The 23,220-nt window shown below is 69.9% G+C and carries 15 protein-coding genes; 9 read left to right on the top strand and 6 right to left on the bottom strand.

From position 1 onward, the window contains the following. The first annotated feature begins 165 nt into the window (after positions 1 to 165). Positions 166 to 1,086, top strand: coding sequence for a TIGR03564 family F420-dependent LLM class oxidoreductase (locus ABN034_RS03740; protein ID WP_349689543.1), 921 nt, complete (start codon positions 166 to 168; stop codon positions 1,084 to 1,086). 86 nt (positions 1,087 to 1,172) lie between these two features. Here ABN034_RS03740 and ABN034_RS03735 read toward each other — a convergent pair whose 3' ends face one another. The 4 genes from ABN034_RS03735 to ABN034_RS03720 form a co-directional block, all read right to left on the bottom strand. Further along, complete coding sequence (locus tag ABN034_RS03735; protein ID WP_349689542.1) at positions 1,173 to 5,927, bottom strand: ATP-dependent helicase; 4,755 nt, start codon at positions 5,925 to 5,927, stop codon at positions 1,173 to 1,175. 87 nt (positions 5,928 to 6,014) lie between these two features. Further along, complete coding sequence (locus tag ABN034_RS03730; protein ID WP_349689541.1) at positions 6,015 to 6,557, bottom strand: hypothetical protein; 543 nt, start codon at positions 6,555 to 6,557, stop codon at positions 6,015 to 6,017. Between the two features lie 125 nt (positions 6,558 to 6,682). Further along, entirely contained in the window at positions 6,683 to 8,026 is a 1,344-nt protein-coding gene (locus tag ABN034_RS03725; RefSeq protein WP_349689540.1) for a sialidase family protein, read from the bottom strand. Continuing rightward, a complete protein-coding gene (locus ABN034_RS03720) occupies positions 8,014 to 8,625 on the bottom strand; it encodes a SigE family RNA polymerase sigma factor (RefSeq protein WP_349689539.1) in 612 nt (203 codons plus the stop codon). The genes ABN034_RS03725 and ABN034_RS03720 overlap by 13 nt, the downstream gene beginning before the upstream one ends. A gap of 245 nt (positions 8,626 to 8,870) precedes the next feature. Here ABN034_RS03720 and ABN034_RS03715 point away from each other — a divergent pair, with 245 nt between their 5' ends. From ABN034_RS03715 to ABN034_RS03700, 4 genes are all read left to right on the top strand, one after another. Next, positions 8,871 to 9,944 carry a glucose-1-phosphate thymidylyltransferase gene (locus ABN034_RS03715; protein ID WP_349689538.1) on the top strand — a complete coding sequence of 358 codons (1,074 nt, stop codon included), beginning with the start codon at positions 8,871 to 8,873 and terminating at the stop codon, positions 9,942 to 9,944. 27 nt (positions 9,945 to 9,971) lie between these two features. Continuing rightward, positions 9,972 to 10,979, top strand: coding sequence for a dTDP-glucose 4,6-dehydratase (gene rfbB / locus ABN034_RS03710; protein ID WP_349689537.1), 1,008 nt, complete (start codon positions 9,972 to 9,974; stop codon positions 10,977 to 10,979). After that, positions 10,979 to 11,830, top strand: coding sequence for a dTDP-4-dehydrorhamnose reductase (rfbD, locus tag ABN034_RS03705; protein WP_349689536.1), 852 nt, complete (start codon positions 10,979 to 10,981; stop codon positions 11,828 to 11,830). Before rfbB ends, rfbD begins: the two co-directional genes overlap by 1 nt. Positions 11,831 to 11,911: 81 nt before the next feature. Then, positions 11,912 to 12,973, top strand: a complete 1,062-nt coding sequence (locus tag ABN034_RS03700; RefSeq protein ID WP_349689535.1) for a class I SAM-dependent methyltransferase — start codon at positions 11,912 to 11,914, stop codon at positions 12,971 to 12,973. Between the two features lie 15 nt (positions 12,974 to 12,988). On the opposite strand, the gene ABN034_RS03695 is transcribed toward ABN034_RS03700, so the two are convergent. Together ABN034_RS03695 and ABN034_RS03690 are read right to left on the bottom strand one after the other, a co-directional pair. Further along, a complete protein-coding gene (locus ABN034_RS03695) occupies positions 12,989 to 15,223 on the bottom strand; it encodes a glycosyltransferase family 2 protein (RefSeq protein WP_349689534.1) in 2,235 nt (744 codons plus the stop codon). Between the two features lie 142 nt (positions 15,224 to 15,365). After that, the gene (locus ABN034_RS03690; RefSeq protein ID WP_349689533.1) at positions 15,366 to 15,956 is read right to left on the bottom strand and encodes a dTDP-4-dehydrorhamnose 3,5-epimerase family protein; all 591 of its coding nucleotides are present in this window, start codon (positions 15,954 to 15,956) and stop codon (positions 15,366 to 15,368) included. 218 nt (positions 15,957 to 16,174) lie between these two features. Here ABN034_RS03690 and ABN034_RS03685 point away from each other — a divergent pair, with 218 nt between their 5' ends. The 4 genes from ABN034_RS03685 to ABN034_RS03670 all read left to right on the top strand — a co-directional run bounded on the left by ABN034_RS03685 (position 16,175) and on the right by ABN034_RS03670 (position 23,047). Continuing rightward, positions 16,175 to 17,209, top strand: coding sequence for a class I SAM-dependent methyltransferase (locus ABN034_RS03685; protein WP_349689532.1), 1,035 nt, complete (start codon positions 16,175 to 16,177; stop codon positions 17,207 to 17,209). Between the two features lie 118 nt (positions 17,210 to 17,327). After that, complete coding sequence (locus ABN034_RS03680) at positions 17,328 to 18,893, top strand: SDR family NAD(P)-dependent oxidoreductase (protein WP_349689531.1); 1,566 nt, start codon at positions 17,328 to 17,330, stop codon at positions 18,891 to 18,893. A 19-nt stretch (positions 18,894 to 18,912) separates the two neighbouring features. Further along, positions 18,913 to 20,862: a CDP-glycerol glycerophosphotransferase family protein gene (locus ABN034_RS03675; RefSeq protein ID WP_349689530.1), complete on the top strand. Its 1,950-nt coding sequence runs from the start codon at positions 18,913 to 18,915 to the stop codon at positions 20,860 to 20,862. A gap of 82 nt (positions 20,863 to 20,944) precedes the next feature. After that, positions 20,945 to 23,047 carry a CDP-glycerol glycerophosphotransferase family protein gene (locus tag ABN034_RS03670; RefSeq protein WP_349689529.1) on the top strand — a complete coding sequence of 701 codons (2,103 nt, stop codon included), beginning with the start codon at positions 20,945 to 20,947 and terminating at the stop codon, positions 23,045 to 23,047. Positions 23,048 to 23,220 lie beyond the last annotated feature (173 nt).

Raw genomic sequence — 23,220 nt, 5'->3', positions numbered from 1 at the left:
CAGCCATCACAATTCCTGATCGCTGCACAGGTCAACCGCGTCTTGGTCACGGAGCTTCCCACCGGTTGGCTGGTGGACGGGCGCGGATGGCCGCCGGGTGCGGGGAAGGGCCGGCCGGCGTCAGGTGGTGAGGCGCGCGAACGATGAGGAAACGAGGGAGTACGCATGCGGGTCGGGCTGTGGATCGAGGGACAACTCGGGGCACCTGTCGAGGAGGTGGTCAGGCAGGTGAGCGCGGCGGCCGAGGCGGGTTACGCACGGGCGTGGATCGGCGAAGTCGGCAGCTGGGACCCCCTGACCCTGCTCGCGGTGGTGGGACGGCACGTTCGGGAGATCGAGGTCGGGACGGCGATCGTCCGGACCTATCCGCGGCACCCGCTGGCGCTCGCCGCACAGGCTCTGACGGTCCAGGCAGCGACGGGGAACCGCCTCGTCCTCGGTGTCGGGCCGAGCCACGCACCGATCATCGAGAACGAGTACGGCCAGTCGTTCGCGGCTCCAGGGCGCAACATGCGGGAGTACCTGTCCGCCCTGACGCCGTTGCTGCGTGGCGAGTCCGTGGCGTACCACGGTGAGAGCTGGACCGCCGTCGGTGGGATCGGGGTGGCGGGCGCCGACGCGCCCCCGGTTCTGGTGTCCGCGCTCGGCCCGGTCATGCTGCGGGTCGCGGGCGAGTTGGCGGACGGCACGATCACCGCGTGGGCGGGACCCCCGACGATCGGCGACATGGTCAGGCCCGCGCTGGAGCGGGCGGCCGCGGGCGCAGGACGACGCTCGCCGGCCGTGGTGGCATCGGTGTGCGTGTGCGTCACCGCCGATCCCGATGGAGCGCGCCGATGGGTGAACGAAACGTTCGGCCGGGCGGGGGAGCTTCCGAGCTACCGGGCGGTGCTCGACCGGGAGGGGTTGGCAGGGCCCGGAGACGCCGTGGTCGCCGGTGACGAGACCGCCGTCGAACGGGGTCTGCGCCGGTTCGCCGACGCGGGCGCCACCGAGATTCTGGTGATTCCCGTCGGTACCGCGCAGGAGAAGGCCCGGACGGTCCAGACGCTCGGCGGCCTCGCACCGTCGTTCCACGCCGGGTGAGAAGGCGCTCATGCAGACCTTTGCCTGCGGGCACCGCGCTGGCTTGGCGTCGCTCGCAACGGTCGTCCTCCGTGAGTCGCCTCGTGTCAGCCGCGGAGGCGGAGTCCGCGTGGTGTGGTGTGGAACCCGGCCGATTCGAGCGCGCTGGCCAGCGGACTGGCGCCCGCGGGATGGTTCCGCTGGCGTAGGACCGCTTCGCCGTCGACCCGTTCGACGCTGAGCTTGCCGAGCACGCCGTCGCGGACGGCGAGTGCGAGTGCGTCGACCGCCGGTTGCAGGGTGGCCGGGTCGTCGGACCAGGTGAGCAACGTGCGCCCGCCGCGTTCGACGTAGAGGACGAGCTCGCCGTTGACCTGGACGACGAGCGCGCCGGCCTTCCGGCCGGGACGGTGCCCGCTCTGCTCCTCCGTCACCTGGCCGGGGCGGGTGGGCCAGGTGAGAGCGGCGCCGTACGGATTGGCGGGGTCGGTCGCCGCGAGCACGAGTGTCGTCGGAGAGGCGCCGGAGGGTTCGGCACGAAGCTGGTCGACCGCTCCGGCCACACCGAACTGGGCAGCTCCGAGCCCGGCGACGAAATAGCCTCGGCGGCAACGCCCCGACTCCTCGAAGGCCTTCAGAACCTGGTAGACCGCCGCGAACCCGCCGGGCACCCGCTCCGCGACCACGGCCCCTCGGGTGAGGACGCCGTAGCGGTCGAGCAGTGCCTCGGCGGCCGCGTGGGCCCGCCTGGTCGGGTGCGGATCGCGTTCGGGCAGCAGGGACCACCGACCGCCCGCGATCGGCGGTCCGGTGCGGCTCGGCATGGCGGGCCGGCCCCCGCCGCGAAAGGATGCCCGTCCGCCCGCGAGCCGGGCCCGCGGTGTCCGCGACCGTGACCTGTGCGCCGACGAGCCGCTGCCGAGCAGCGCCCGAAGTGGCGCCAGGGTGTCGCCGGTGAGGTGACCGGCCCACACGAGGTCCCACAAGGCGGTCACCAGGGCGGCGTCGTCGTTCTGTGAGCCGGCGCCACCCTCCATCGATGCGGTGCTCACGGCGGTAGCCAGATGACGGAAGAAGAACCCGCCACCTGAGTCGAGGACGTCGAGGACGGCCCGGTGCAGCGGGCCTGGTTCGAAGTCCGGATCAACCTCCGGCAACGTGAGAGCCGCCGTGTCGGCCAGGTGCAGGGAGACCCAGCCATCGCTGCCCGGAAGGGTGCCGTGACCCGCCCACACCACTTCACCCGACGCGGTCAGCTCGTCGAGCATGGTGGGGGAGTAGTCGGCCACCCGGGCGTTGAGGACCAGCGGTTCGAGCGCGGACGCCGGCACCGCGCAGCCGGCCAGCTGCTCGACCACGCGAAGCACTCCATCGGTGCCGCGCAGGCGTCCTCCGACATGTTGCCAGCTCGGGAGGAACCTTGCGAGCGTGGGCGGGTCGACGGGCTCGACCTCACTGCGCAGCGCGGCCAGCGACCGGCGGCGGAGGGTACGCAGGACGTTGGCGTCGCACCACTCCGCACCGGCGGACTCTGGAGCCGAACCACGGAAGGCGCCTTCGACCACCCGGTTCTCGGCGGCGAGGCGGTGGAGGGTGCCCATGACGACCGCGACGCCGAGGCCGAACCGACCAGCCACGTCGGCGGCGTGGAACGGTCCATGCGTTCTCGCGTATCGCGCCACCAGATCACCCAGCGGATCGGCGACCGGCTCGGTGAACGCCTCCGGGATCCCCACCGGCAGGGGCGTGCCAAGGGCGTCGCGCAGTCGTCCGGCGTCCTCGATGGCGGCCCAGCGCTCGACCGGTTCCGCACCCTCGACCGATGGGTGGCCTTCGGGCGCCGGTCCACGCACCCGGATGACCCGTCGGGCTCCCTCCAGTTCGGCCAGCCAGTGAGCCGACCGCTCCGGGTCGACGCACCGAGCGGCGACCTCCGCACTGGACTGGGGACCGAGCAGGCGGAGCAGGTCGGCGACGCCCTCGATGTCGCGGCACCTGCGGTCAGGGTCGAGTCGCTGGAGTTCGGACTCCGTACGCACGATGACGTCCGGGTCGAGCAGGTCGCGCAACTCGGTCTGCCCGAGCAGTTCGGCGAGCAGCGACCGGTCGAGTGCCAGCGCTGCCGCCTTGCGCTCGGCCAACGGTGCGTCGCCTTCGTACATGAACGCCGCGATGTATCCGAACGTCAGCGACTTCGCGAACGGCGACGGCTCGCTGGTCTCGACCTCGACCACCCGCACCCGACGGGCCTCGATGCCGCGGAGGAGCTCCACCAGGCCGGGCAGGTCGTAGACGTCCTGCAGGCACTCGCGGACCGCCTCCAACACGATCGGGAACGAGGCGTACTTGCCGGCAACCGCGAGCAGCTGGGCCGACCGGCGACGCTGCTGCCACAGTGGGGTCCGGCGACGAGGATCGCGGCGGGGCAACAACAGCGCCCGCGCCGCACACTCACGGAACCTCGACGCGAACAGCGCAGACTCGCCGATCTCGTCGGTGACCAGGCGTTCGATCTCGTCAGGGGCGAAGATTGCGAGCTCGGCCCCCGGCGGGGTGTCCTCGGTGTCGGGAATCCGGAGCACGATCCCGTCGTCGGCGTGCACGGCTTGGACGTCGACGCCGTAGCGTTCGCGCAGCCGGGCGTTGATCGCGAGGGCCCAGGGTGCGTGCACCCCGCCGCCGAACGGCGTGTGGACACAGATCCGCCAGTCGCCCAGCTCGTCGCGGAACCGCTCGACCACGATCGTGCGGTCGTCGGGCAGGTGTCGGGTCGCCCGCTTCTGCTCGGCCAGGTAGGACACGAGGTTGTCGGCCGCCCACTCGTCAAGGCCGGACTGTCGCACTCGCGCGCGGGCGTCGTCGGGAGAGAGCCGGTCGAGCTCGCGGACGAAGCCGCCGATCGCATGGCCGAGCTCCGCCGGCCGGCCGAGCACGTCGCCCTTCCAGAACGGCAGCCTTCCGGGTTGGCCTGGTGCCGGCGAGACGAGCACCCGGTCGTGGCTGATCTCCTCGATGCGCCAGGACGAGGCTCCCAGCGTGAAGATGTCGCCGACGCGGGATTCGTACACCATCTCCTCGTCGAGCTCACCGACCCGCGACGCCTTCTCGCCGACGAGGAACACGCCGAAGAGCCCACGGTCGGGGATGGTGCCGCCACTGGTGACCGCGAGCCGCTGCGCTCCCGGCCGTGCGGTCAGCGTGCCAGCCACCCGGTCCCACACGAGGCGCGGGCGCAGCTCGGCGAACTCGTCGGACGGATAGCGCCCCGTGAGCATGTCGAGCACCGCGTCATAGGCCGAGCGCGGCAGCGTCTGGAAGTTCGCGGCCCGGCGGACCAGGGCGTAGAGCGCGTCGACGTCCCAGGTGTCGACCGAGCAGGCCGAGACGATCTGCTGGGCCAGGACGTCGAGCGGGTTGGCGGGCAGCCGGGTCGCCTCGATCAGGCCCGCCCGCATGCGGTCGGTGACGACGGCGGTGGCGACGAGATCGCCGCGATACTTGGGAAAGATCACCCCGCGCGAGACGGCTCCCACCTGGTGTCCGGCGCGGCCGACCCGCTGGAGGCCGCTGGCCACGGACGGAGGTGCCTCCACCTGCACCACCAGGTCGACCGCGCCCATGTCGATGCCGAGCTCCAGGCTGCTGGTCGCGACCACGCAGGGGAGACGCCCGGACTTGAGGTCGTCCTCGATCAGCGCGCGTTGTTCCTTGCTCACCGACCCGTGGTGGGAGCGGGCGAGGACATCGGGCGCGCCCTTGCTCGCCCCGGACTCCGCCATGATCTCGGCGGGGGAGCCGGCGTGCGGAAGGGCTTCGTCGTGCGTACGGTCGTAGGCGATCTCGTTGAGCCGTGCCGTCAGGCGTTCGGCGAGCCGCCGGGAGTTGGCGAAGACCAGCGTGCTGCGGTGGGCCTCTACCAGGTCGGCGACCCGCTCCTCGACGTGCGGCCAGATCGATGCCCGGCGCTCCGGCCCGGCGGCCGCGCCGGTACGGATGTGCTGGCCCGCCCCGTCCGTCCCGTCGTCCGGACCGTCGTCGACGGTGGCGCGCAGCGCGCGCGGTTCGGACGCCGTTCCCAGCTCGCCCATGTCCTCGACCGGGACGACGACCTGGAGATCGAACTCCTTGTCGTACGCCGGATTGACCACCGTCACCGGAGCGGCGCCGCACAGGAAACGGGCAACCTCGTCCACCGGGCGGACGGTCGCCGAGAGACCGATCCGCTGGACCGGTGGGCGCCGAGGCGGTTCGTCGCTGCCGGCGGGCTGGCCGGCGACGAGGGCGTCCAGGCGTTCGAGGCAGAGGGCGAGGTGGGCGCCGCGCTTGGTCCCGGCGACGGCATGCACCTCGTCGAGGATCACCGTCTCCACACCCCGCAACGCCTCCCGGGCCTGGGAGGTCAGCAGCAGGAACAGCGACTCGGGCGTCGTGATGAGGATGTCGGCAGGCGTACGAGCGAACCTGCGGCGGGCGTCGGCGGGCGTGTCGCCGGAGCGGAGCGCCACCTCGATCGACGGCTCGGTCAGGCCCAGCCGGTGGGCGGTGTGCCGGATGCCGGCGAGCGGCGCCCGGAGGTTGCGTTCGATGTCGACGGCGAGGGCCTTCAGCGGCGAGACGTAGAGGACCCGGCAGCGGTGCTGCCGCTCGGCCGGCGGATCGGCGGTGGCCAGCCGGTCGAGTGCCCAGAGGAACGCCGCGAGGGTCTTGCCCGAACCGGTCGGCGCGACGACCAGGCTGTGCTCGCCTCGGCTCACCGCGTCCCAGGCACCCACCTGGGCGGGAGTGGGCGCGGCGAAGGAGGACCGGAACCATTCTCGGGTCGGGGTCGAGAACCGCGAAAGTACGTCAGGAGCCTCGGGCACCCGTCCATGGTCTCGCAGCCCGCCGACACCTCCGGTGAAAGGCGCTGGCCGCCGTCTCGGATCAGGACGAATCGGCGGGCGAATCCGTCAGACCGGATGTTTCGTCGCGGGCGTCGGGAGGCTTGCGCCGGATCGGCCGACGAGGAAGTCGCGGTAGATCTTCAGGAAGCCGACGAAGATCGTGACAGCCGACGCGGCGTTGAAGACAAGCCTCGACCAGTGCAGCCGCTGGAACTCCTGCGCTGTTTGCACGAGAAAGGCGTCGGAGTGCACCGCGGTGCCTTCGACGAACAGGATCTCGTTGCGCGGCCAGTGGAACGCCATGGAGAAGAGTCCCTCGCACACGATCATGAGCACGCTGAAGGCGACCCAGTAGCGTGCCGGTCTGATCCGCCACGCCAGGACCACGGCCCCTACACCGGTGATCCAGGAGAGGAACCCGAGCGGCGGGAAGAAGTCGTTCGGTGCGGTGACCTTCATGAACTCCAGCGCCGTCTCGAGCGAGGCCGGAGGGTCGACGAAGATGTTCGGATAGACCATGAACGTCTCGAGCACGATCGCGCCCAGCAGGATCATCATCAACCAGAGGTACGCCATCGAGACGGCGAGCGTGACCAGGCGAAGTTTCATGGGACCACGGTGCCGCGCCGAACCCGCGCCGCACATCCGGGAAGAGCCGGTACGCCACCCGGCCTCCGCCTCAGGGTGCGGCCGGGGGTCCCCCTGGCCGGCCAGACTTTCCTGGCGAACCAGGCTCACCTGATGCTGACCGGTGACCAGCTGGCGCCGCCGTCGTCGGTACGGAAGAGGTGTCCTTCCAGGTCGAGGATGTAGCCGATCTCCTCGGTCGTGAACCCGGCGAAGGCCGGCCTACCCAGGCCCGGTACCGGCGTCGTCGACGTGTCATCGGTTCCGATGTTCCGCGCCTCCCCAGGCACCGCGACGATCGCCCGGCCGGTGTCGCGGGCGCCGAGCGCCGATGCCGTCGCCGGTGCCGCCGGTTCCCCGGCGGGTACGTCGGACCAGCTCGCACCCGAGTCGGTCGAGACGTGCAGCGTGGTGCCTGTGCCGGTCGCGCACCTCAGCCAGAGAGAGCCGATCGTCGCCGACAGGCGCCCGGCGTCGAGGTCCTGGTGACACGGCGTCGGGTGCGTCTCGAACGTCGTACCGTCGTCGGTCGACGCCCAGACCGACGTCCCGTCGGCGTCCTTGTCGGTGACGGCGACCAACTGGCCCGTCACGGCGAGGTCTTCTGGCGCCTGCGCCTCGACACCGAGCTGCTGCCATGTGCTCTCGCCGAGAAGAGCGCGCCACAGGGTCCAGGCGCTGCCGTTGTCGACCAGCGCGTACGCCGAACCTCCGCCGATCTCCAGCCGCTTGACGAGACCGGGCACGGACCGGTCCTGCTCCCAGGTACGACCCGCGTCCCGGGTCACCCAGAGGGCACCGCCGTACGCCCAGCCGGTCTGACCGTCGCCAGCGAACCGGACGTCACTCACCGTGCTGGCGCTGACTTCGTTGTCTCCACGCGCGACAGCGGACGGAGGGCTCGCCAGCGAGCTGAACGTCGACCCACCGTCCTGGGTCGCCGCGAGGGCGGCGCGATCGCCGTCGGTGGTGCCCAGCAGCCAGTAGGTCTCGGGTCCGGCCGCCGTGATCGAGACGGGCGAGAAGTCCCCGGGAACCGGGGCGATCTCCGAGAGCACGTTCGGCTGCTCCGGCTCCGCCCCGGGCGACTGGTCGGCGCGTTCTTCCCGCCTCCGCTCGGAGTCGCCGTCCCTGCCGGGCGCCGATTCCCCTCCTCGGTCCTCGGAGTCCATGTCCGTGGCGTCGGGGGCGCTCTTTTCCGCCTGCCCACCGGCCCCGCTGCTGGCCCCGTCGGCGACCATGATCGTGGGCCCGCCGCCGGTCGCGACGTAGCCGATCCCGCCGAACGCGGCGATCACCGCGGTGACGGCACCGGCCGCCATGACGGCCTTCCGCCGCTTGCGCCTTCGGGCCGCGCCGGCGTGGACGCGGTCGAGGACGTCCACGTCAGGGGAGAGCCCCCACCGGTCGCCCCGCAGTCCTTCGCGGAGGCGGTGCTCTAGCGGGTCCATGGCGTGTCCTCCTGGTCGCCTCCGCGGGCGGTCGGACCCGAGGCGGGTGCGGTCGCCTCTTTGGCGGTTGACTCTCTGACGACGGCTGGCGGCACCTCGCGCCGGGGCGGCTGGTCCTGTCCCTGCTCCGGCAGGCGCGCACGCAGCTTCGCGAGCGCCTTGAACGTCTGGCTCTTCACCGTTCCGACCGAGCAGCCGAGGATCTCGGCGACCCGACGTTCGGACAGGTCTTCGGCGAACCGGAGCACGATGACGGCGCGTTGCTTGCGGGGGAGCGCCGCGAGCGCGCGCTGGAGTTCGGGGTCCGGAAGCTGCGGATCGTCGTGGTGGCCGCGGTCGGGTACGTCGTCGACCAGCTGTTCCCTCCGTCGGCGGCGCCAGATGCTCACGTTCCGGTTGACCATCGTTCGGCGTACGTAGCCTTCGGGGTCGTCGCGGTTGCGTACCCGATGCCAGGCGGCAAGGGTCCGCTCGAGCGCGTCCTGGACCAGGTCCCCCGCGGCGTCTGGACTCCCCGTCAACATGTGGCCAAACCTCAACAAGTCGGGCATTCGGGCCCGGACGAACGCATCGAACGCCTCCTCGTCGTCGTTCCGCACGCGGCGGCTCCCTTCGCCGTCGGGCGGTCGTGGACTGGTGACGCGCGACCGCTACCCGTAGGTTGCCCGATCGAATTCGACGGCGTAAACGGACCCGCCGTTCCCGGGTGCCAGCCTGGTCCGGGATCGTTATGGGCGGGTCCGGGATCGTTATGGGCGGGTCCGGGCCCGGACAACCGATCCCCGACCCGCCCGGGCGACGGAGTGGTCAGGTCGATCAGGTCGAGCGGCTAAGGTGTCCGACCATGCGCGCACTGGTGCTCTCCGGGGGCGCTGGTACCCGGCTGCGGCCACTGACGCACACGTCGGCCAAGCAGCTGGTGCCAGTGGCCAACAAGCCTGTCCTGTTCTACGGCCTGGAGGCGATCGCCGAGACCGGCATCACCGAGGTCGGCATCGTGGTCGGGGTCGACTCCGCCGCCGAGGAGATCAAGGAGGCGGTGGGCGACGGCAGTCAGTTCGGGCTGGACGTGACCTTCATCCCGCAGGACGCACCACGCGGGCTCGCCCACGCCGTCCTCATCGCCCGCGACTTCCTCGGTGACGAGGACTTCGTGATGTACCTCGGCGACAACTTCATCGTCGGCGGCATCAAGGCGCTGGTCGACGAGTTCCGGAGGGAGCAGCCGGCGGCCCAGATCCTGCTCACCCAGGTGCCCGATCCCACCCAGCTCGGCGTCGCGGAGCTCGACGCGTACGGCAAGGTGATCGGCCTCGAGGAGAAGCCGAAGCAGCCCAAGAGCGACCTCGCGCTGGTCGGTGTCTACATGTTCACCCCGGCCATCCACGAGGCCGTACGCAAGATCAAGCCGTCCTGGCGCAACGAACTCGAGATCACCCACGCCATCCAGTGGTTGATCGACCAGGGCATGGACCTGCGTTCCACGGTGATCTCCGGCTACTGGAAGGACACCGGGAACGTCGCCGACATGCTCGAGGTCAACCGCACGATCCTGGAAACGCTCGAGCCCAAGGTCGAGGGCACCGTCGACGACGTCAGCGAGATCATCGGCCGGGTCGTCATCGAAGCCGGCGCGACGGTCACGGCGTCACGCATCGTCGGGCCGGCGATCATCGGCAGGGGCACCACGGTGGCCGACTCCTACGTCGGCCCGTTCACCTCGGTCGAGCACGACTGCCGGATCGTCGACTCCGAGATCGAGTTCTCCATCGTCGAGCACGACACCTCCGTCGAGGGTGTACGCAGGATCGAGGCGTCGCTCATCGGCCACCATGTACAGGTGACGCCCGCGCCCCGGGTGCCGAAGGCGCACCGCCTGGTGCTCGGCGACCACAGCAGAATCCAGATCAGCTCCTGACCGTTGCCGTCCCAAGGGAATACCTCCGTGCCTGCGTCCACTGACACGACTCCGCGCATCCTGCTCACCGGCGGTGCCGGCTTCATCGGCTCGCACTTCGTCCGTACGTTGCTCACCGGCGGGTTCCCGCCTCTCGCCGGTGCGCAGGTCACGGTGCTCGACAAGCTCACCTACGCCGGCAACCCGGCCAACCTCGACCCGGTGCGTGACCGGCCGGGCTTCGCGTTCGTCGAGGGTGACATCACCGACGCCGCCCTCGTCGACTCGGTCATGGCCGAGCACGACGCGGTCGTCCACTTCGCCGCGGAGTCCCATGTCGACCGGTCGATCGAGGGCTCCGCGGACTTCGTGGTCACCAATGTCGTGGGCACACACACGCTGCTGGACGCCGCGCTCCGGCACGGCGTCGGTCCGTTCGTCCACGTGTCGACCGACGAGGTCTACGGCTCGATCCCCGAAGGCTCGTGGCCGGAGACCGATCCGTTGGCACCCAACTCGCCGTACTCCGCCTCGAAGGCGTCGAGCGACCTGATCGCGCTGTCCTACCACCGCACCCATGGCCTCGACGTCCGGGTGACCAGGTGCTCGAACAACTACGGGCCGTACCAGTTCCCCGAGAAGGTCATCCCGTTGTTCATCACCAACCTGCTCGACGGGAAGAAGGTGCCGCTCTACGGCGACGGGCTCAACGTCCGCGACTGGCTGCACGTCGACGACCACTGTCAGGGGATCGCGCTCGTCTTCGAGAAGGGCCGCGCCGGCGAGACCTACAACATCGGCGGCGGTACCGAGATCACCAACCGCGAGCTCACCGAACGTCTGCTCAAGGCCTGCGGCGCGAGCTGGGACAGTGTGGAGTACGTCGAGGACCGCAAGGGTCACGACCGGCGTTACTCCGTCAACTGGACGAAGCTGCGGGACGAGGTGGGCTACAGCCCGCGCCACGACTTCGACACCGGCCTCGCCGAAACCGTCGCGTGGTACCGCGACAACCGCACCTGGTGGGAGGGCCTGAAGCAGGAGCGGACGCCGTGATGCGCTGGCTCGTCACCGGTGCCGCGGGAATGCTCGGCCACGACGTCGTCGCACGACTCCGGGCCGACGGCGAAGAGGTCACCGCTCTCGCCCGAGGGGACCTCGACATCACCGACCCCGCGGCAGTCCGCTCGGCGTTCGCCGCGCACCGTCCGCAGGTCGTCGTCAACTGCGCCGCCTGGGCGGCGGTCGACGACGCGGAAGCGCACGAGGGTGCCGCACTGCTGGTCAACGGCATCGGCCCGCGGGTACTCGCCGAGGCCGCCGCCGCGACCGACGCCCGGCTGGTGCACGTCTCCACCGACTACGTGTTCGCAGGGGACGCGACCGAGCCGTACGCCGAAGACGCCAAGCCCGACCCGCGCACGGCGTACGGCCGGACGAAGCTGGTCGGCGAACAGGCCGTGCTCGAAACCCTCCCCGACGGCGGTGTCGTCGTCCGCACGGCATGGCTCTACGGAGCGCACGGTTCACACTTCGTCCGCACCATGGCGAAGCTCGAGGGCCAACGCGACACTCTCGACGTCGTAGCCGACCAGCGTGGTCAGCCCACCTGGACCGCCGACGTCGCCGAGCGGCTGGTACTCGTCGGCGCCAACCCGGAGGTGACGGGCGTGTTTCACGCCACCAGCTCAGGGGAAGCAACCTGGTGCGATCTTGCCAAGGACGTGTTCGAGCTGCTCGGATCTGATCCGGCGCGGGTGCACCCCACGACGACCGACAAGTTCCCGCGCCCGGCGCCTCGACCTGCCTACAGCGTGCTCGGGCACGCCAGGTGGGCCGAACTGGGTGTCGGCCCACTCAGGCACTGGAGGGCCGCTCTGCGCTCAGCCTTCGCGACGATCGTGTGAAACACGGCGGGCGAGTCGATCCAAGACGCCGGCTCTGTCCCCCTATCGTGTGAGTCGTCGAGTTGGGCGAGGAGAGAGCAAGTGCACCGCCACGGGTTTCTGCGCAATCTGCACGCGGTCTACCAGCCGCGTACGTATTTCGAGATCGGCATCAACGACGGCCGGAGTCTCACCCTGTCCCGCGTTCCCACGGTCGCCGTCGACCCCGCCTTCAAGGTGGTGAAGGAACTCCGGTGTGACCTCCACATGGTCCGGGAGACCAGTGACGACTTCTTCGCCCGCGAGAAACCGCTCGAGCACCTGGGAGAGGCGAAGGTCGACCTGGCGTTCATCGACGGCATGCACCTGTTCGAATACGTCCTGCGTGACTTCATCAACACCGAGAAGTACGCCGACTGGTCGAGTGTCGTGGTCTTCGACGACCAGCTGCCGCGCAATGTCGACGAGGCGGCGCGCAACCGCCACACCGGCGCATGGACGGGTGACGTCTACAAGATGATCCCGGTGCTGCAGCGTTACCGGCCTGACCTCCGGCTGGCGGTGATGGATACGAGGCCGACCGGAGTGATGGTGGTGCTGGGCCTCGACCCCACGAACACGGTGCTCGCGGACAACTACGACGAGATCATGGACACGTTCCTGCTCAAGGACCCCCAGCAGATCCCGCCCGAGATCGTCGAACGGAGCTGCGCGATGACGCCGGAGGCGCTGCTGTCGGCGCCGTTCTGGTCCGCGCTGGTCGCCGCGCGCGACGTCGGCGACCCGTCGTACGGCCGCGAGCAGCTGCTTGCCGGGATCGACCACGATCTCGCCGACCTGTCGCGTCCCCAGCTCTGCGACTGGCTACCCGACCCGGCCGCCGGCCGCGACTGTGAGGTCGACCAGTCCGCGTCGGTAGGCGAGCACCGGATGGTCGCCGCCATCCGCCAGAAGGCCGCCGCGAAGGCCTCGGGCATCCAGAGCCGGAACGGCGCCGGGTCAACCGCGCAGCATGCGGCCACGGCGACGAAGCAGGCGGGCGCCACGAGGCCGCCGAGACGTGTGTCGCGGCGGCCGAGTGACCTGTTCGGCAAGGTGGCGAAGCGTGCGCCGTTCCTGCGCCGGCTACCTGGTGCTCCGCGGTTGGTGAAGAAGCTCCGCTAGGTAGAGGCGCTTCGTTCAGCGCTGGCGGACAGGCCGGCGGACGAGGCGGCGGCGGATCCGCCGGGCAAGACGACGCCCTCTCCGCGCGAGCCGGTCTCTCACCGGTGGCGGCGCCGCGGCGGTCGCGTCGAACGTCTCATCCGGTCCGGACCGGGTCAGGACGTCGACGACCGGGGGGCGGGACCTGGTGGGCACGGTGAGCGTGGCTGGGAGACTGATGAACCCGTCGGCGTCGGCCACGCGGTTCTTTGCCTTCTTTTTCTTCGTTCCCCGCGACGCTGTGCTCGCGCCGGGGCGGAAGAGCCGAACGGCCACGGAGTAACGGCCGGGATCCAGCTGCTCGATGAGCGGGGCGCACAGCTCCGAGTGGGCGGTCCCGTCGGTGACCGCGGGCGCGAGCTCGGCGTTGAGCTCCGCGACCTTGCCCGAGCCGTCATGGACCAGCCGGATCGCCGCGTCGGAACGTGGCTCGGCGACTACGGCACGCAAGGGAATGGTGAGAGTGGCCTCCGGAGGTGTCCCCGCCACGACTGGTCTGGATTTCACGAGGAGCTCCAGGCCAGGCGTGATGGCATGGTCGCCTACGTCGAGGGACAGGTTGGCGTGGTTCGTCCAGTGGGGCGTGATGATCCGGGGCGGGTCGCCGAGGATCGCGGGTACGCAGTTCTCGGTCGCCTTGGTGGCTCTGACCGCACCCAGCCGGGTGTCCTTCGCCCAGCCAAAGCCGGAGAGCCGGACGGTGACGTCCCAGACACCGCTTGCCAGGGCGCCGGAACCGGCGACGGTCGAGACGTCGATCTCAGCCTCGCCTTGCAGGATCAGCCGGAACTGCTCGTCCAACTCTCCACTGGACGGTCCGGCGGCGGCCGCGGTCGCCGACTCGTCGACCGCCTTGCGGACACCGGAGTACGCCACCGGAACGAAGAACTCGGCAGCGTTGCCGCGGGCCCGGAGGATGACGTCGAGCCGCGCCATGGGCAGCCGGTCCGTGGTGTCGAGGTCGTCCTCGGCCACGCCCTCCAGCGCCTCGGCAGGAAGCGGAGGGAGGAGTAGGTCGCGGTCTCCACGGTGCGTGAACGTCATCGGTGCGCTGTTGGCACGGAGCTCCGCGGTGACGGCGAGCCGCAGCGTGCCACCGTGCCAGCCCAGGTCGTCGAGTCTGGCGTGGGTCCGGATCCGCTCCTCCCACTCGGCGAACTGGACCAGGGCATCGAGACGACCGGCCATGGCGAGGCTGCCGATGATCCGCTGTGCGGCGGGAAGGCCTGCGGCGACGCCCGGTCCGAACCTTTCACTGCAGACCAGCCGGATCTCCTCCAGGAGCGCCCTGCGGTCCTCGTCGGGTGCGTGCAGAAGGCGGCGGCCGCGGAGTCGCTCGAGCATCTCCTGGCGGAACCACCGGCGGTAGAGCCGGTCGCGCAGCGGACCTGGTTCGGTGTTGGCCTCCACGATGTCCAGGGCCTCGCGGAGATTGGCGAAGTACTCCTTGTGTTCGAGGCGCTGGAAACCGGCGTTGGAGGCGTCGTCACGGCGTACGTGGTAGTAGCAGACGTAGTCGCTCAGCACCGACACGGTCCGCGCCGCGAAGTACGCGGCGGTGACGAAGACGTGGTCCTCCAGCCGGCGTCGCCCCTCGGGAAAGCGCAAACCGTGCTCGTCGAGGAACTCCTTGCGGAACATCTTGTGTGGCGTGAGGCTGTCGATGAGCGGCGCGTCGGACAGTGTCGCGTGGGGGTAGGTCTTGCGGAACAGCTCCCGCGGAACTCCGCGTCCCTTGCCCGCCATCTTCCCCACGACGACGTCGGAGCCGTTCTCCTTCGCGAAGGCGTACATACGTTCCAGCGCCTCGTCGCCCAGCCAGTCGTCGTTGTCGACGAAGAAGACGTACTCCCCCCGCGCGTGGGCGATCCCGACGTTGCGCGGCTTGCCCGACCAGCCGGAGTTCTCCTGGTGGATGACCCGGAGGTGGGGGTGGGCGGCGGAAAGGGCGTCGAGCCGTGCAGGGCTGTCGTCGGTCGAACCGTCGTCGACGAAGATCGCCTCGAACTCGGTCGAGGGCAGGCTCTGGCGCAGGAGCGAGTTGATGCAGTCCTCGAGATAGGGGCCTGGGTTGTAGACCGGCACGATGACGCTGACCTTCACCCCGGATCCCTGCGTGCTCACGTCTGCGGGATCCGGCGTCTCTACTGGCGACTCCACCGGCGTCTCTGCCGGTGACCGGTCGGTGGGCTTCGATGCCAGCCCGGTCATGGGAACTCCTTCGTCAGCCTCGTGAACCACGTCTTCCCGGCGTCGTGGATCGACTGGACCCGGGTGGGGCCGGTCAAGACCGTGATCATCCTTCCTTTACCCCACCAGACATGTTTCTCACGCGTACGCCGACCCCGCTCTGTCAGGTGAGCGAGGAACGGTATGCCTTGCAGTCGGCGTACGACGGGAGTGCCCCCTGCAGTTCGGCCTGCGCCAGGGTCGGAGCGGCGGCGTCCTTCTCCGACAGCACAGGCTCGATGTCGTCGGGCCACGCGAGGGCGAGGTCGGGGTCGAGGGGGTGCACGCCGTGCTCGCGGCCGGGCGCGTAGCCCTCCGAACACAGGTAGATCGCCGTCGTGTCGTCGGTGAGGGCGAGGAACCCGTGGCCGAGCCCTTCGGACAGGTAGACGGCTCGCCCGGTCTGTTCGTCGAGCCGGACGAACTCCGAACGCCCGAATGTCGGCGAGCCGACCCGCAGGTCCACGATCACGTCGAGGAGGGCGCCGCGGGCGCAGGTGACGAACTTCGCCTGGCCGGGAGGAACGTCGGCGTAGTGAATGCCACGCAGGACACCGCGTCGTGACACTGAGCAGTTGGCCTGCCGCAGCGCGAACTGGTGGCCGACTGCCTGCTGGAACTCGTCGGAGGCGAACCACGCGACGAACGAGCCTCGGTCGTCGGGGAAGACCGGCGGCTCGGTCACCCAGGCTCCTTCGATGCTCAACGTCTTCATGGCCCCAGACCCTACCGAGCGGCTGGCGACGCCGCCCTTTCCGGTCACGGCCTGCGACGGCGGACGTCTGCCGTCGGTGGGGTCAGGGATCTCCCCAAACCGGTCGTCGGTCGAGTAAGATTCCGTGTTTTTCCTCAAGACGGGAGCGCCGTCACAGCATCTTCTGATCATCGGATGTCTCGGGGAACTCCGCGATCACCCGACTGGAAGGGTGCGGCATGGGCGTTGCGGACAAGGCGGTTGTGCGGACCCGTTGGTTGCGGTGGGTCCCCGTATGGGCCCGTCCCGCCCTGCGTACGCTGCGGCGTCAGGTGAGGGACATCCTGGCCGGTGGGCGCTGGCAGACAGAGGCGGCGAAACTCAGGCGCAGCTGGGCGAAGCTCCCCGCCGAGACACTCGATGACTATCTCGTCAGCGGATATCAGAATCCGCGGATCAACGCGCAGAGCATTCTCGCGCGGCACTTCCTTCTCACCGAGCTGTTCGGCTCGGAGTTCGAGCCGATGATGCGCGAGGAACTCGTGTTCTGCGTGGACGCCAATGCCGCCCTCCGGCGCCGCGCCGGGGAGCTCGGCGTCGCGATGTCCCAGTACACCGACCCGGAGAAGCGGGCCGCCGTCAAGAAGGTCTGCGCGGTCATCGCCGACCGGGAGGACACCTACGAAAGGAAATGGTCGAAGGCGCTCGCCGCCCGGGAGGCAGACACCCTCCGGGTCCTGGAGTTCGCCTGCGGATCGGCCAACGACTACCGTTTCCTCGACGCCTACGGCATCGCGCGGTTCCTCGACTACACCGGCGTCGACCTCAACGAGGACAACATCCGCAACGCCCGCCAGCGTTTCCCCGCCCGCGGCGCAACGGTGCGGTTCGAACTCGGGAGCATCCTCGATTTGCCGTATGCCGATGACAGCGTTGACTACGTTCTCGCCTTCGACATCTTCGAGCACCTCTCGCTGCCCGCGATGCACAAGGCGATGAACGAGGCCATCCGGATCGCGCGGAAAGGCGTCGTCATCGCGTTCTTCATCATGGTCGACAAGCCTGAGCACAACGTCCGGCCGAAGGACTCCTACCACTGGAACGAGCTCAGTGCGGGGAGGATCCAGGAGCTGCTGAAGGTGAAGTTTCCGACAGTCAGAGCCATACATATACCGACATTCCTCGCGGCCGACTATGGTGCCGAGCACTCCTACAACCCGAAGGCCTGGACCGTCATCGCCGAGCGTCCCGCAGTTCAGACCAACACCTCGTGAGTGGACGACCGTGACAAACCGGGCACAGGCGGCGTCCGGCAGGTGACAGCGCCCACAGGGTGGGCAACTACCATCCCTGGGATCGCACGCACACCGACGAAGGGAAGTGACGAGAACCGTGCCCCAGACGAGGCCCGACCCGACACCCGGCGCCGGGAACGAGAGACCCGCGTCCGCGCTGCGCAGCATCGCCGTGGTCCTGGCCGGCGGCTCCGGCGAGCGGGTGGGCCTCCGGCTGCCCAAGCAGCTGCTCAAGGTGGCCGGAAAGCCCCTGCTCGAACACACGCTGGAGGTGTTCGAGACCTCACCCGACGTCGACGAGATCTTCGTACTGATGCTGCCCGGCTGGACCGAGGACGCCGAGAAGATCGTCCGTAACGCGGGATTCCGCAAGGTCACCCGGATCCTCGACGGCGGTTCGAGTCGCGACGAGACGAGCCGGCTCGCGATCGCCGCCGCGGGGGACGGCGAGGCCAAGATGCTGTTCCACGACGCGGTACGCCCGCTGCTCGACCACCGCATCATCGCCGACTGCGTGACGGCCCTCGACACCTTCGCCGCGGTCGACGTGGCGATCCCGTCGGCCGACACGATCATCGTCGTGGACGACGGCATCATCACCGACATCCCCAAGCGTGACCGGTTGCAGCGCGGACAGACCCCACAGGCGTTCCGGCTCTCGACCATCCGCCGTGCCTACGAACTCGCGGCCAAGGATCCACAGTTCACGCCCACCGACAACTGCACGGTCGTGCTGCGCTACCTCCCCGACGTCCCCATCACGGTCGTCGAGGGGTCCGAACGCAACATGAAGGTCACGTATCCGATCGACGTGTTCCTCGCCGACCAGCTGTTCCGGCTGGGTTCGCACACCCCGCCGAGTGCCCTGTCGACCGACCAGGCGAGCGCACTCCTCCAAGGGAGGACCCTCGTCGTCTTCGGCGGCAGCTACGGCATCGGTGCCGAGATCGGTGACGCGGCCAGGGAACTCGGGGCCACGGTCTACAGCTTCAGCAGGTCCGCGACCGGCACCCATGTCGAAGAACCCGAACATGTGCGGGCGGCGTTGGAGAAGGCGTACGAGGAGACGGGCCGGATCGACTTCGTGGCGGTGACGGCGGGGGTCCTGCACACCGCCGCCCTCGCCGACTGCCCCGACGACGTCATCACCGACAGCCTGCAGGTCAACCTGCTCGGGCCGGTCTACGTCGCCCGGGCGGCGCACCGCTACCTCGCCGAGTCCAGTGGTCACCTGCTGCTCTTCACGTCGAGCTCGTACACCCGCGGGCGGGCGGGCTACAGCCTGTACTCCTCGACGAAGGCGGCGGTCGTCAACCTCACCCAGGCGCTCGCCGACGAATGGGCAGCCGACGGGATCCGGGTCAACTGCGTCAATCCCGAACGCACCCAGACGCCGATGCGCACCCGGGCGTTCGGCGAGGAGCCGCCGGGCACGCTGCTCCCAGCCCGCGACGTCGGCCTCGCCTCCCTCGACGTCCTGCTGTCCGAGCAGACCGGTCACGTCGTCGACGTACGCCTCGAACCCGTACCTGGTCCGGTCACGACGCCGCCGGGCGAGCACGGCGACAGCGACCCGACCCAGCCGATCACCGACGCCCTCGACCACGTGGAGGGTGCGGCCGCGGGCGGCGACACCCTCGACTCCGCCGACTACCGCGGATGACTGGATCGGTCGGCTAACCGTGCAGACCATCCAGGTCACCGAACGAGTCCCCTCGCCGAGGCTCGACCGGACCAGCATCGGGCTGGCCGCCGGACTCGGCGCCGCGTACGCCGTCCTCGTCGTGGCCGCCCTGGTGCCCTTGCCGGTCGCCTTTCTTCCGGCCGCGCTGCTGGTCACCGCGTTGGAGGTCGCGGTCGGGTGGCGGGCACCGTTCCTCGCCTGGGCCGCCGGTCGGGTCGGCGCGGGCGCGCCGTGGCGGGGCCTGCTCTACGGGTTGTCCGTGGTCGTCCTCCTGGCCCGGTCCGACTCGCCGTCCGGCTGGTTCGTGACGGCGGTCGCGGGCGTGTTGGCAGTGGTGACGCTGCGGGCGGGCGGCATGGCGTTGTCCGAGCTCGTCCACCGCCAGCGCAGGATGCCGGTCGTGACCCGCGGGCTGTCGCTCGCCCCGGTCGAGATCCCGAGCGCTCCGCACCCCGTGGTCGGGCAGTACCTTCCGCTGTCGCTGGGCTGCCCCGACGTCCTGCTCGCGGCCGGAGCCGCGCTCGGCCTGCTTTCCGGTGCGTATCCGCTGCTCCTCGTCGGCGCGGTGCTGGCGGTCACCCTCGTTGCGGTGGCGACCGGACTCCTGGGGTTTTCGGCGCTCGCCATGCGGCGCGTGACGAAACCGCGGCTGGAGGCGGCGGTCAACCGGGCGCTGGACAAGGTTGCTCCGGAGGTGGCGCTCTACTTCGGCGGAGCTCCGCAGACCCTCTACCAGCTCGAGATGTGGGTGGAGACCCTCGAGCGCCTGGACGTCCCGGCTCTGCTGATCCTCCGTGACCGGGAGAGCCTGCGGGCGCTCGGCCCCACCCGGATACCTGTGCTCTGCATCGAACACGGAACGGTGCTGATGGGCCAGCCGCTACCGCAGCTACGCGTCGCGATGTACGTCGCCCACTCCGCGAACAACCTGCACCTGTTGCGGCGCAAGGGGGTCCGCCATGTCTTCATCGGGCACGGCGACAGCGACAAGGCGGTGACGACCAACCCGTTCCTCAAGGCGTACGACGAGATCTGGGTGGCGGGTCCCGGCGGCAGGGAACGGTTCCGCACCGCCGGCCTGGACATCGACGACTCCCGGGTGCTCGAGATCGGACGCCCGCAGCTCGACGCCCTCGTCACCACTCATCGTGAGGTGCAGCCCGACCAGCTGACCGTGGTCTACGCACCGACCTGGGAGGGCTACGGCGACGAGCCGCACCAGAGCTCGCTCGGCTCGTGCGGAGCCACTCTCGTCCAGCTGCTCCTCGCCGAGCCCGACGTCCGCATCATCTACCGGCCCCATCCGCTCGCTGGCACCCGCGACCCGGCCGTCGTGCGCGCCCATCGGGAGATCCTCGACCTCCTGGGGGCGCAGGAGGTGCCGGCGCCCGTCGCTCCCGCGGAGGCGTACGCCCATGCACGCGACGACCTGGAGGTGGCCCGCTCGCCGGTGCTCACCTCCCGCGCCGAACAGCTGGCGGCCCTCGAGGTGTGGGCCGCCAAACAGCTCGCGCCGTACACGCCCGCCCTGCCGTACGCAGCGGACGCACCGGAAAGCACCCCCGAGCCGGTACACCGTGGCCACGTGGTGGCGCCGGGTCCCCACTTCAGCGTCCAGGCCTGCTTTGCCGCTGCCGACGTCCTCCTGAGCGACGTCTCGAGCCTCATCACCGACTTCCTGGCCAGCGGACGCCCCTACGCCGTCACCAACCCTGCGGGCCTCTCTGGCGCGGAGTTCGTCGGGCGCTACCCTTCGAGCCGTGGGGGCTACCTCGTCGACCCCGACGGGCACGGGCTGGCCAGCCTGCTCGCCGCCGGGCGGGGCAGCGCCGATCCGGCCGTCGACGAGCGGACGGCGTTGCGCGAGCAGCTCCTCGGCCCCCCTGAACCACCGGCTCTCGAACGCATGCGCCAGGCTGTGACGGCAAAGGACCGATGCCTGACCTGACGCCAGGGTCGGAGTAGGGTCCGCGCCACGACACCGGCATGGCCTCCACCGCCGTCGACGACATCTGGGAGAAGATTCCACCGTGTTGCACGCGCTCGCTCCACGAGGGCCACAGATCGCCGCACTGGCTGCCCTGATCGCGAGCTATGCCGGCCTGGTCGTGACGGCTGTCCTGGCCCGCCCGCTGCTGTTCGCCCTGGCGTTGCTGGTCGCGTCGGCCGTCGACGTGCTGGTCGAACGCCGGTACCGCCCGGTGGTTCTGCTCCTGCGTCGGGCCCAGATCGGGATCTCCCACCGGGCGTTCGCCCAGATCTTCCTGTTCCTGCTTCTGGTGGCCATCACCGACGCCAACCGCGACATGAACCGGGCCGAGCTTCTCGCGATCACCGTCGTGGCACTCGCCATCCCGGTCTGCCGGATCGGCTATCTCGGCCTGCTGACCCTCGTCAGCCGCCGGACCCTCCCGCCGGTGGAAGTGCGCGGCTTCGAGCTGCCGGAGGAGCTGCGTCCGGTCGAGCTCCCCAAGGTGCTCACCGAGGACGCCGCCCTGCGGTTGATGGCCCTCGGCCTGCTCCCCGTCCTGGCCGGTGCGCTCAGCGTCTGGACCAACGCGTTCTGGTCGTTCGGTCTCATGGTGGGCTTCTACACCGGCACCGTCGCGGTCGCGAGCCTGCTGCTGGTCCGTCAGCTCGTTCTCCTGGGCCGCCGGCCAGACCCGCAGGCGCTGCTCGACGGCGTGAGCGAGGCCCTGCACGCCAGGGGACCGGAGGTCGTGCTCTACTTCAGCGGTTCGCCGAACGAGCTCTACCAGGCCGAGATGTGGCTGCAGACTCTCGAACGCATGTCCCAGCCCAGTGTCGTCCTGGTCCGGCAGCGGCACGCGATCCGCGACCTCGGCCGCACCAGCGTCCCCATCGTGTGCATTCCGCGCGCGGTCGACCTGATGAACTTCGCCCTGCCCGACGCGCGGATCGCGCTGTTCGTCGCCAACGTCGGCAACAACATCCACTTCCTCCGCGAGCCGCGGATCAAGCACGTCTTCATCGGCCACGGCGACAGCGACAAGGTGGCGAGCTTCAACCCCTTCAGTAAGGTCTACGACCAGATCTGGGTCGCGGGCTCCGCCGGCAGGGAGCGCTACGCGCGCGCCAAGGTGGGCGTACGCGACGAGGACATCGTGGAGGTCGGCCGACCCCAGCTCGACGTCCTGGAGCGCCGGAGCGGTCCCGTGCCGACCCCGGGCCCCGGCCGACCGCTCACCGTGCTCTACCTGCCCACGTGGGAAGGCTGGACCGACGATCACTTCCAGACGTCGCTGACGGTGATGGGCCCGGAGCTGGTCCGGCGGCTGCTCGGGTCGAGCGTCCCCGTCCGGCTGATCTACAAGCCGCATCCGCTCACCGGCACCCGTGACCCGGTGGCCGCGCGGGCCGATCGGGAGATCCGCGCCATGATCGCGGCCGCCGCCGACCGTCACGGCGCGGTCGCCGCCGACCAACAGTCCCGCCTGGACATGATCGCCGCCCAGCTGGCCGATCCCGATCTTCCGCCGGCCGACGCCGAGCGCCTGCAGGGGGAGTGGCACACCATCTACCGGGCGGCCTACGCCGGACGCCCGGTCGTCGTCTCGGACCGGCTGCCCACCCTCTTCGAGTGTTACAACGAGACCGATCTCATGATCGCGGACGTGTCGAGCGTCGTGTCCGACTTCCTGAGCACCGGCAAGCCGTGCGTCGTCGCCAACCCCAAGGGCCTTTCGGAGGAGACGTTCCGCGCGACCTTCCCCAGCACCAGCTCCGCCTACCTGCTGAATCCGGGCGCCGACATCGGTGAGGTCGTCGACACGATCCTGTCCGATGACCCACTCGCCCGGGACCGTGACGTGGCGCGGGCCTATCTGCTCGGTCCCGACGAGCCACCCGCCCAGGAGCGATGGAACACCGCCGCCGACGCGCTGATCGCCGCCGCCGATGTGGAGTGGTCCGGTGAACACGGGGCGGGTCCACGACGTGGTGCCGTCCTTCAGCCCGTCGCGGAGGAGATGGTCGCCGAGGACGGTACGGACACTGAGGATCCGACTGAGCCGTCCGACCCTGCCGAGCTGTCCGACGCCGCCGAGGCGCCAGGTCGGGACGCGGCGGCGGACGGCCTCACCACCAGCAGCACCAGCGCCCGCGACACCTGACCTGGCCCGCCATCAGATCTACATTTTTGGGACATTCCGCGCGCTTCGGACTTGGTCGTTTAACGGCTCGATAACTCCTTGTTCCCAGTTGCCACTGACTGTGCCCGCTGACCGGTTTGAGTAGGGGACCCAGCGGGAAGCCAAAGCTCACGCGCAGGAGTCGAGCGGACCAC

This window comes from Actinopolymorpha sp. B11F2 (assembly GCF_040195635.1).
Taxonomy (GTDB): domain Bacteria; phylum Actinomycetota; class Actinomycetes; order Propionibacteriales; family Actinopolymorphaceae; genus Thermasporomyces.
This window is presented reverse-complemented; position numbering and strand designations above follow the sequence as displayed.

Excerpts from the sequence above, each read along its gene's own strand:
- ABN034_RS03740 (WP_349689543.1), top strand. The coding sequence starts at position 166 with ATGCGGGTCGGGCTGTGGATCGAGGGACAACTCGGGGCACCTGTCGAG.
- ABN034_RS03730 (WP_349689541.1), bottom strand. The coding sequence starts at position 6,557 with ATGAAACTTCGCCTGGTCACGCTCGCCGTCTCGATGGCGTACCTCTGG.
- ABN034_RS03725 (WP_349689540.1), bottom strand. The coding sequence starts at position 8,026 with ATGGACCCGCTAGAGCACCGCCTCCGCGAAGGACTGCGGGGCGACCGG.
- ABN034_RS03715 (WP_349689538.1), top strand. The coding sequence starts at position 8,871 with ATGCGCGCACTGGTGCTCTCCGGGGGCGCTGGTACCCGGCTGCGGCCA.
- rfbD (WP_349689536.1), top strand. The coding sequence starts at position 10,979 with ATGCGCTGGCTCGTCACCGGTGCCGCGGGAATGCTCGGCCACGACGTC.
- ABN034_RS03695 (WP_349689534.1), bottom strand. The coding sequence starts at position 15,223 with ATGACCGGGCTGGCATCGAAGCCCACCGACCGGTCACCGGCAGAGACG.
- ABN034_RS03690 (WP_349689533.1), bottom strand. The coding sequence starts at position 15,956 with ATGAAGACGTTGAGCATCGAAGGAGCCTGGGTGACCGAGCCGCCGGTC.
- ABN034_RS03685 (WP_349689532.1), top strand. The coding sequence starts at position 16,175 with ATGGGCGTTGCGGACAAGGCGGTTGTGCGGACCCGTTGGTTGCGGTGG.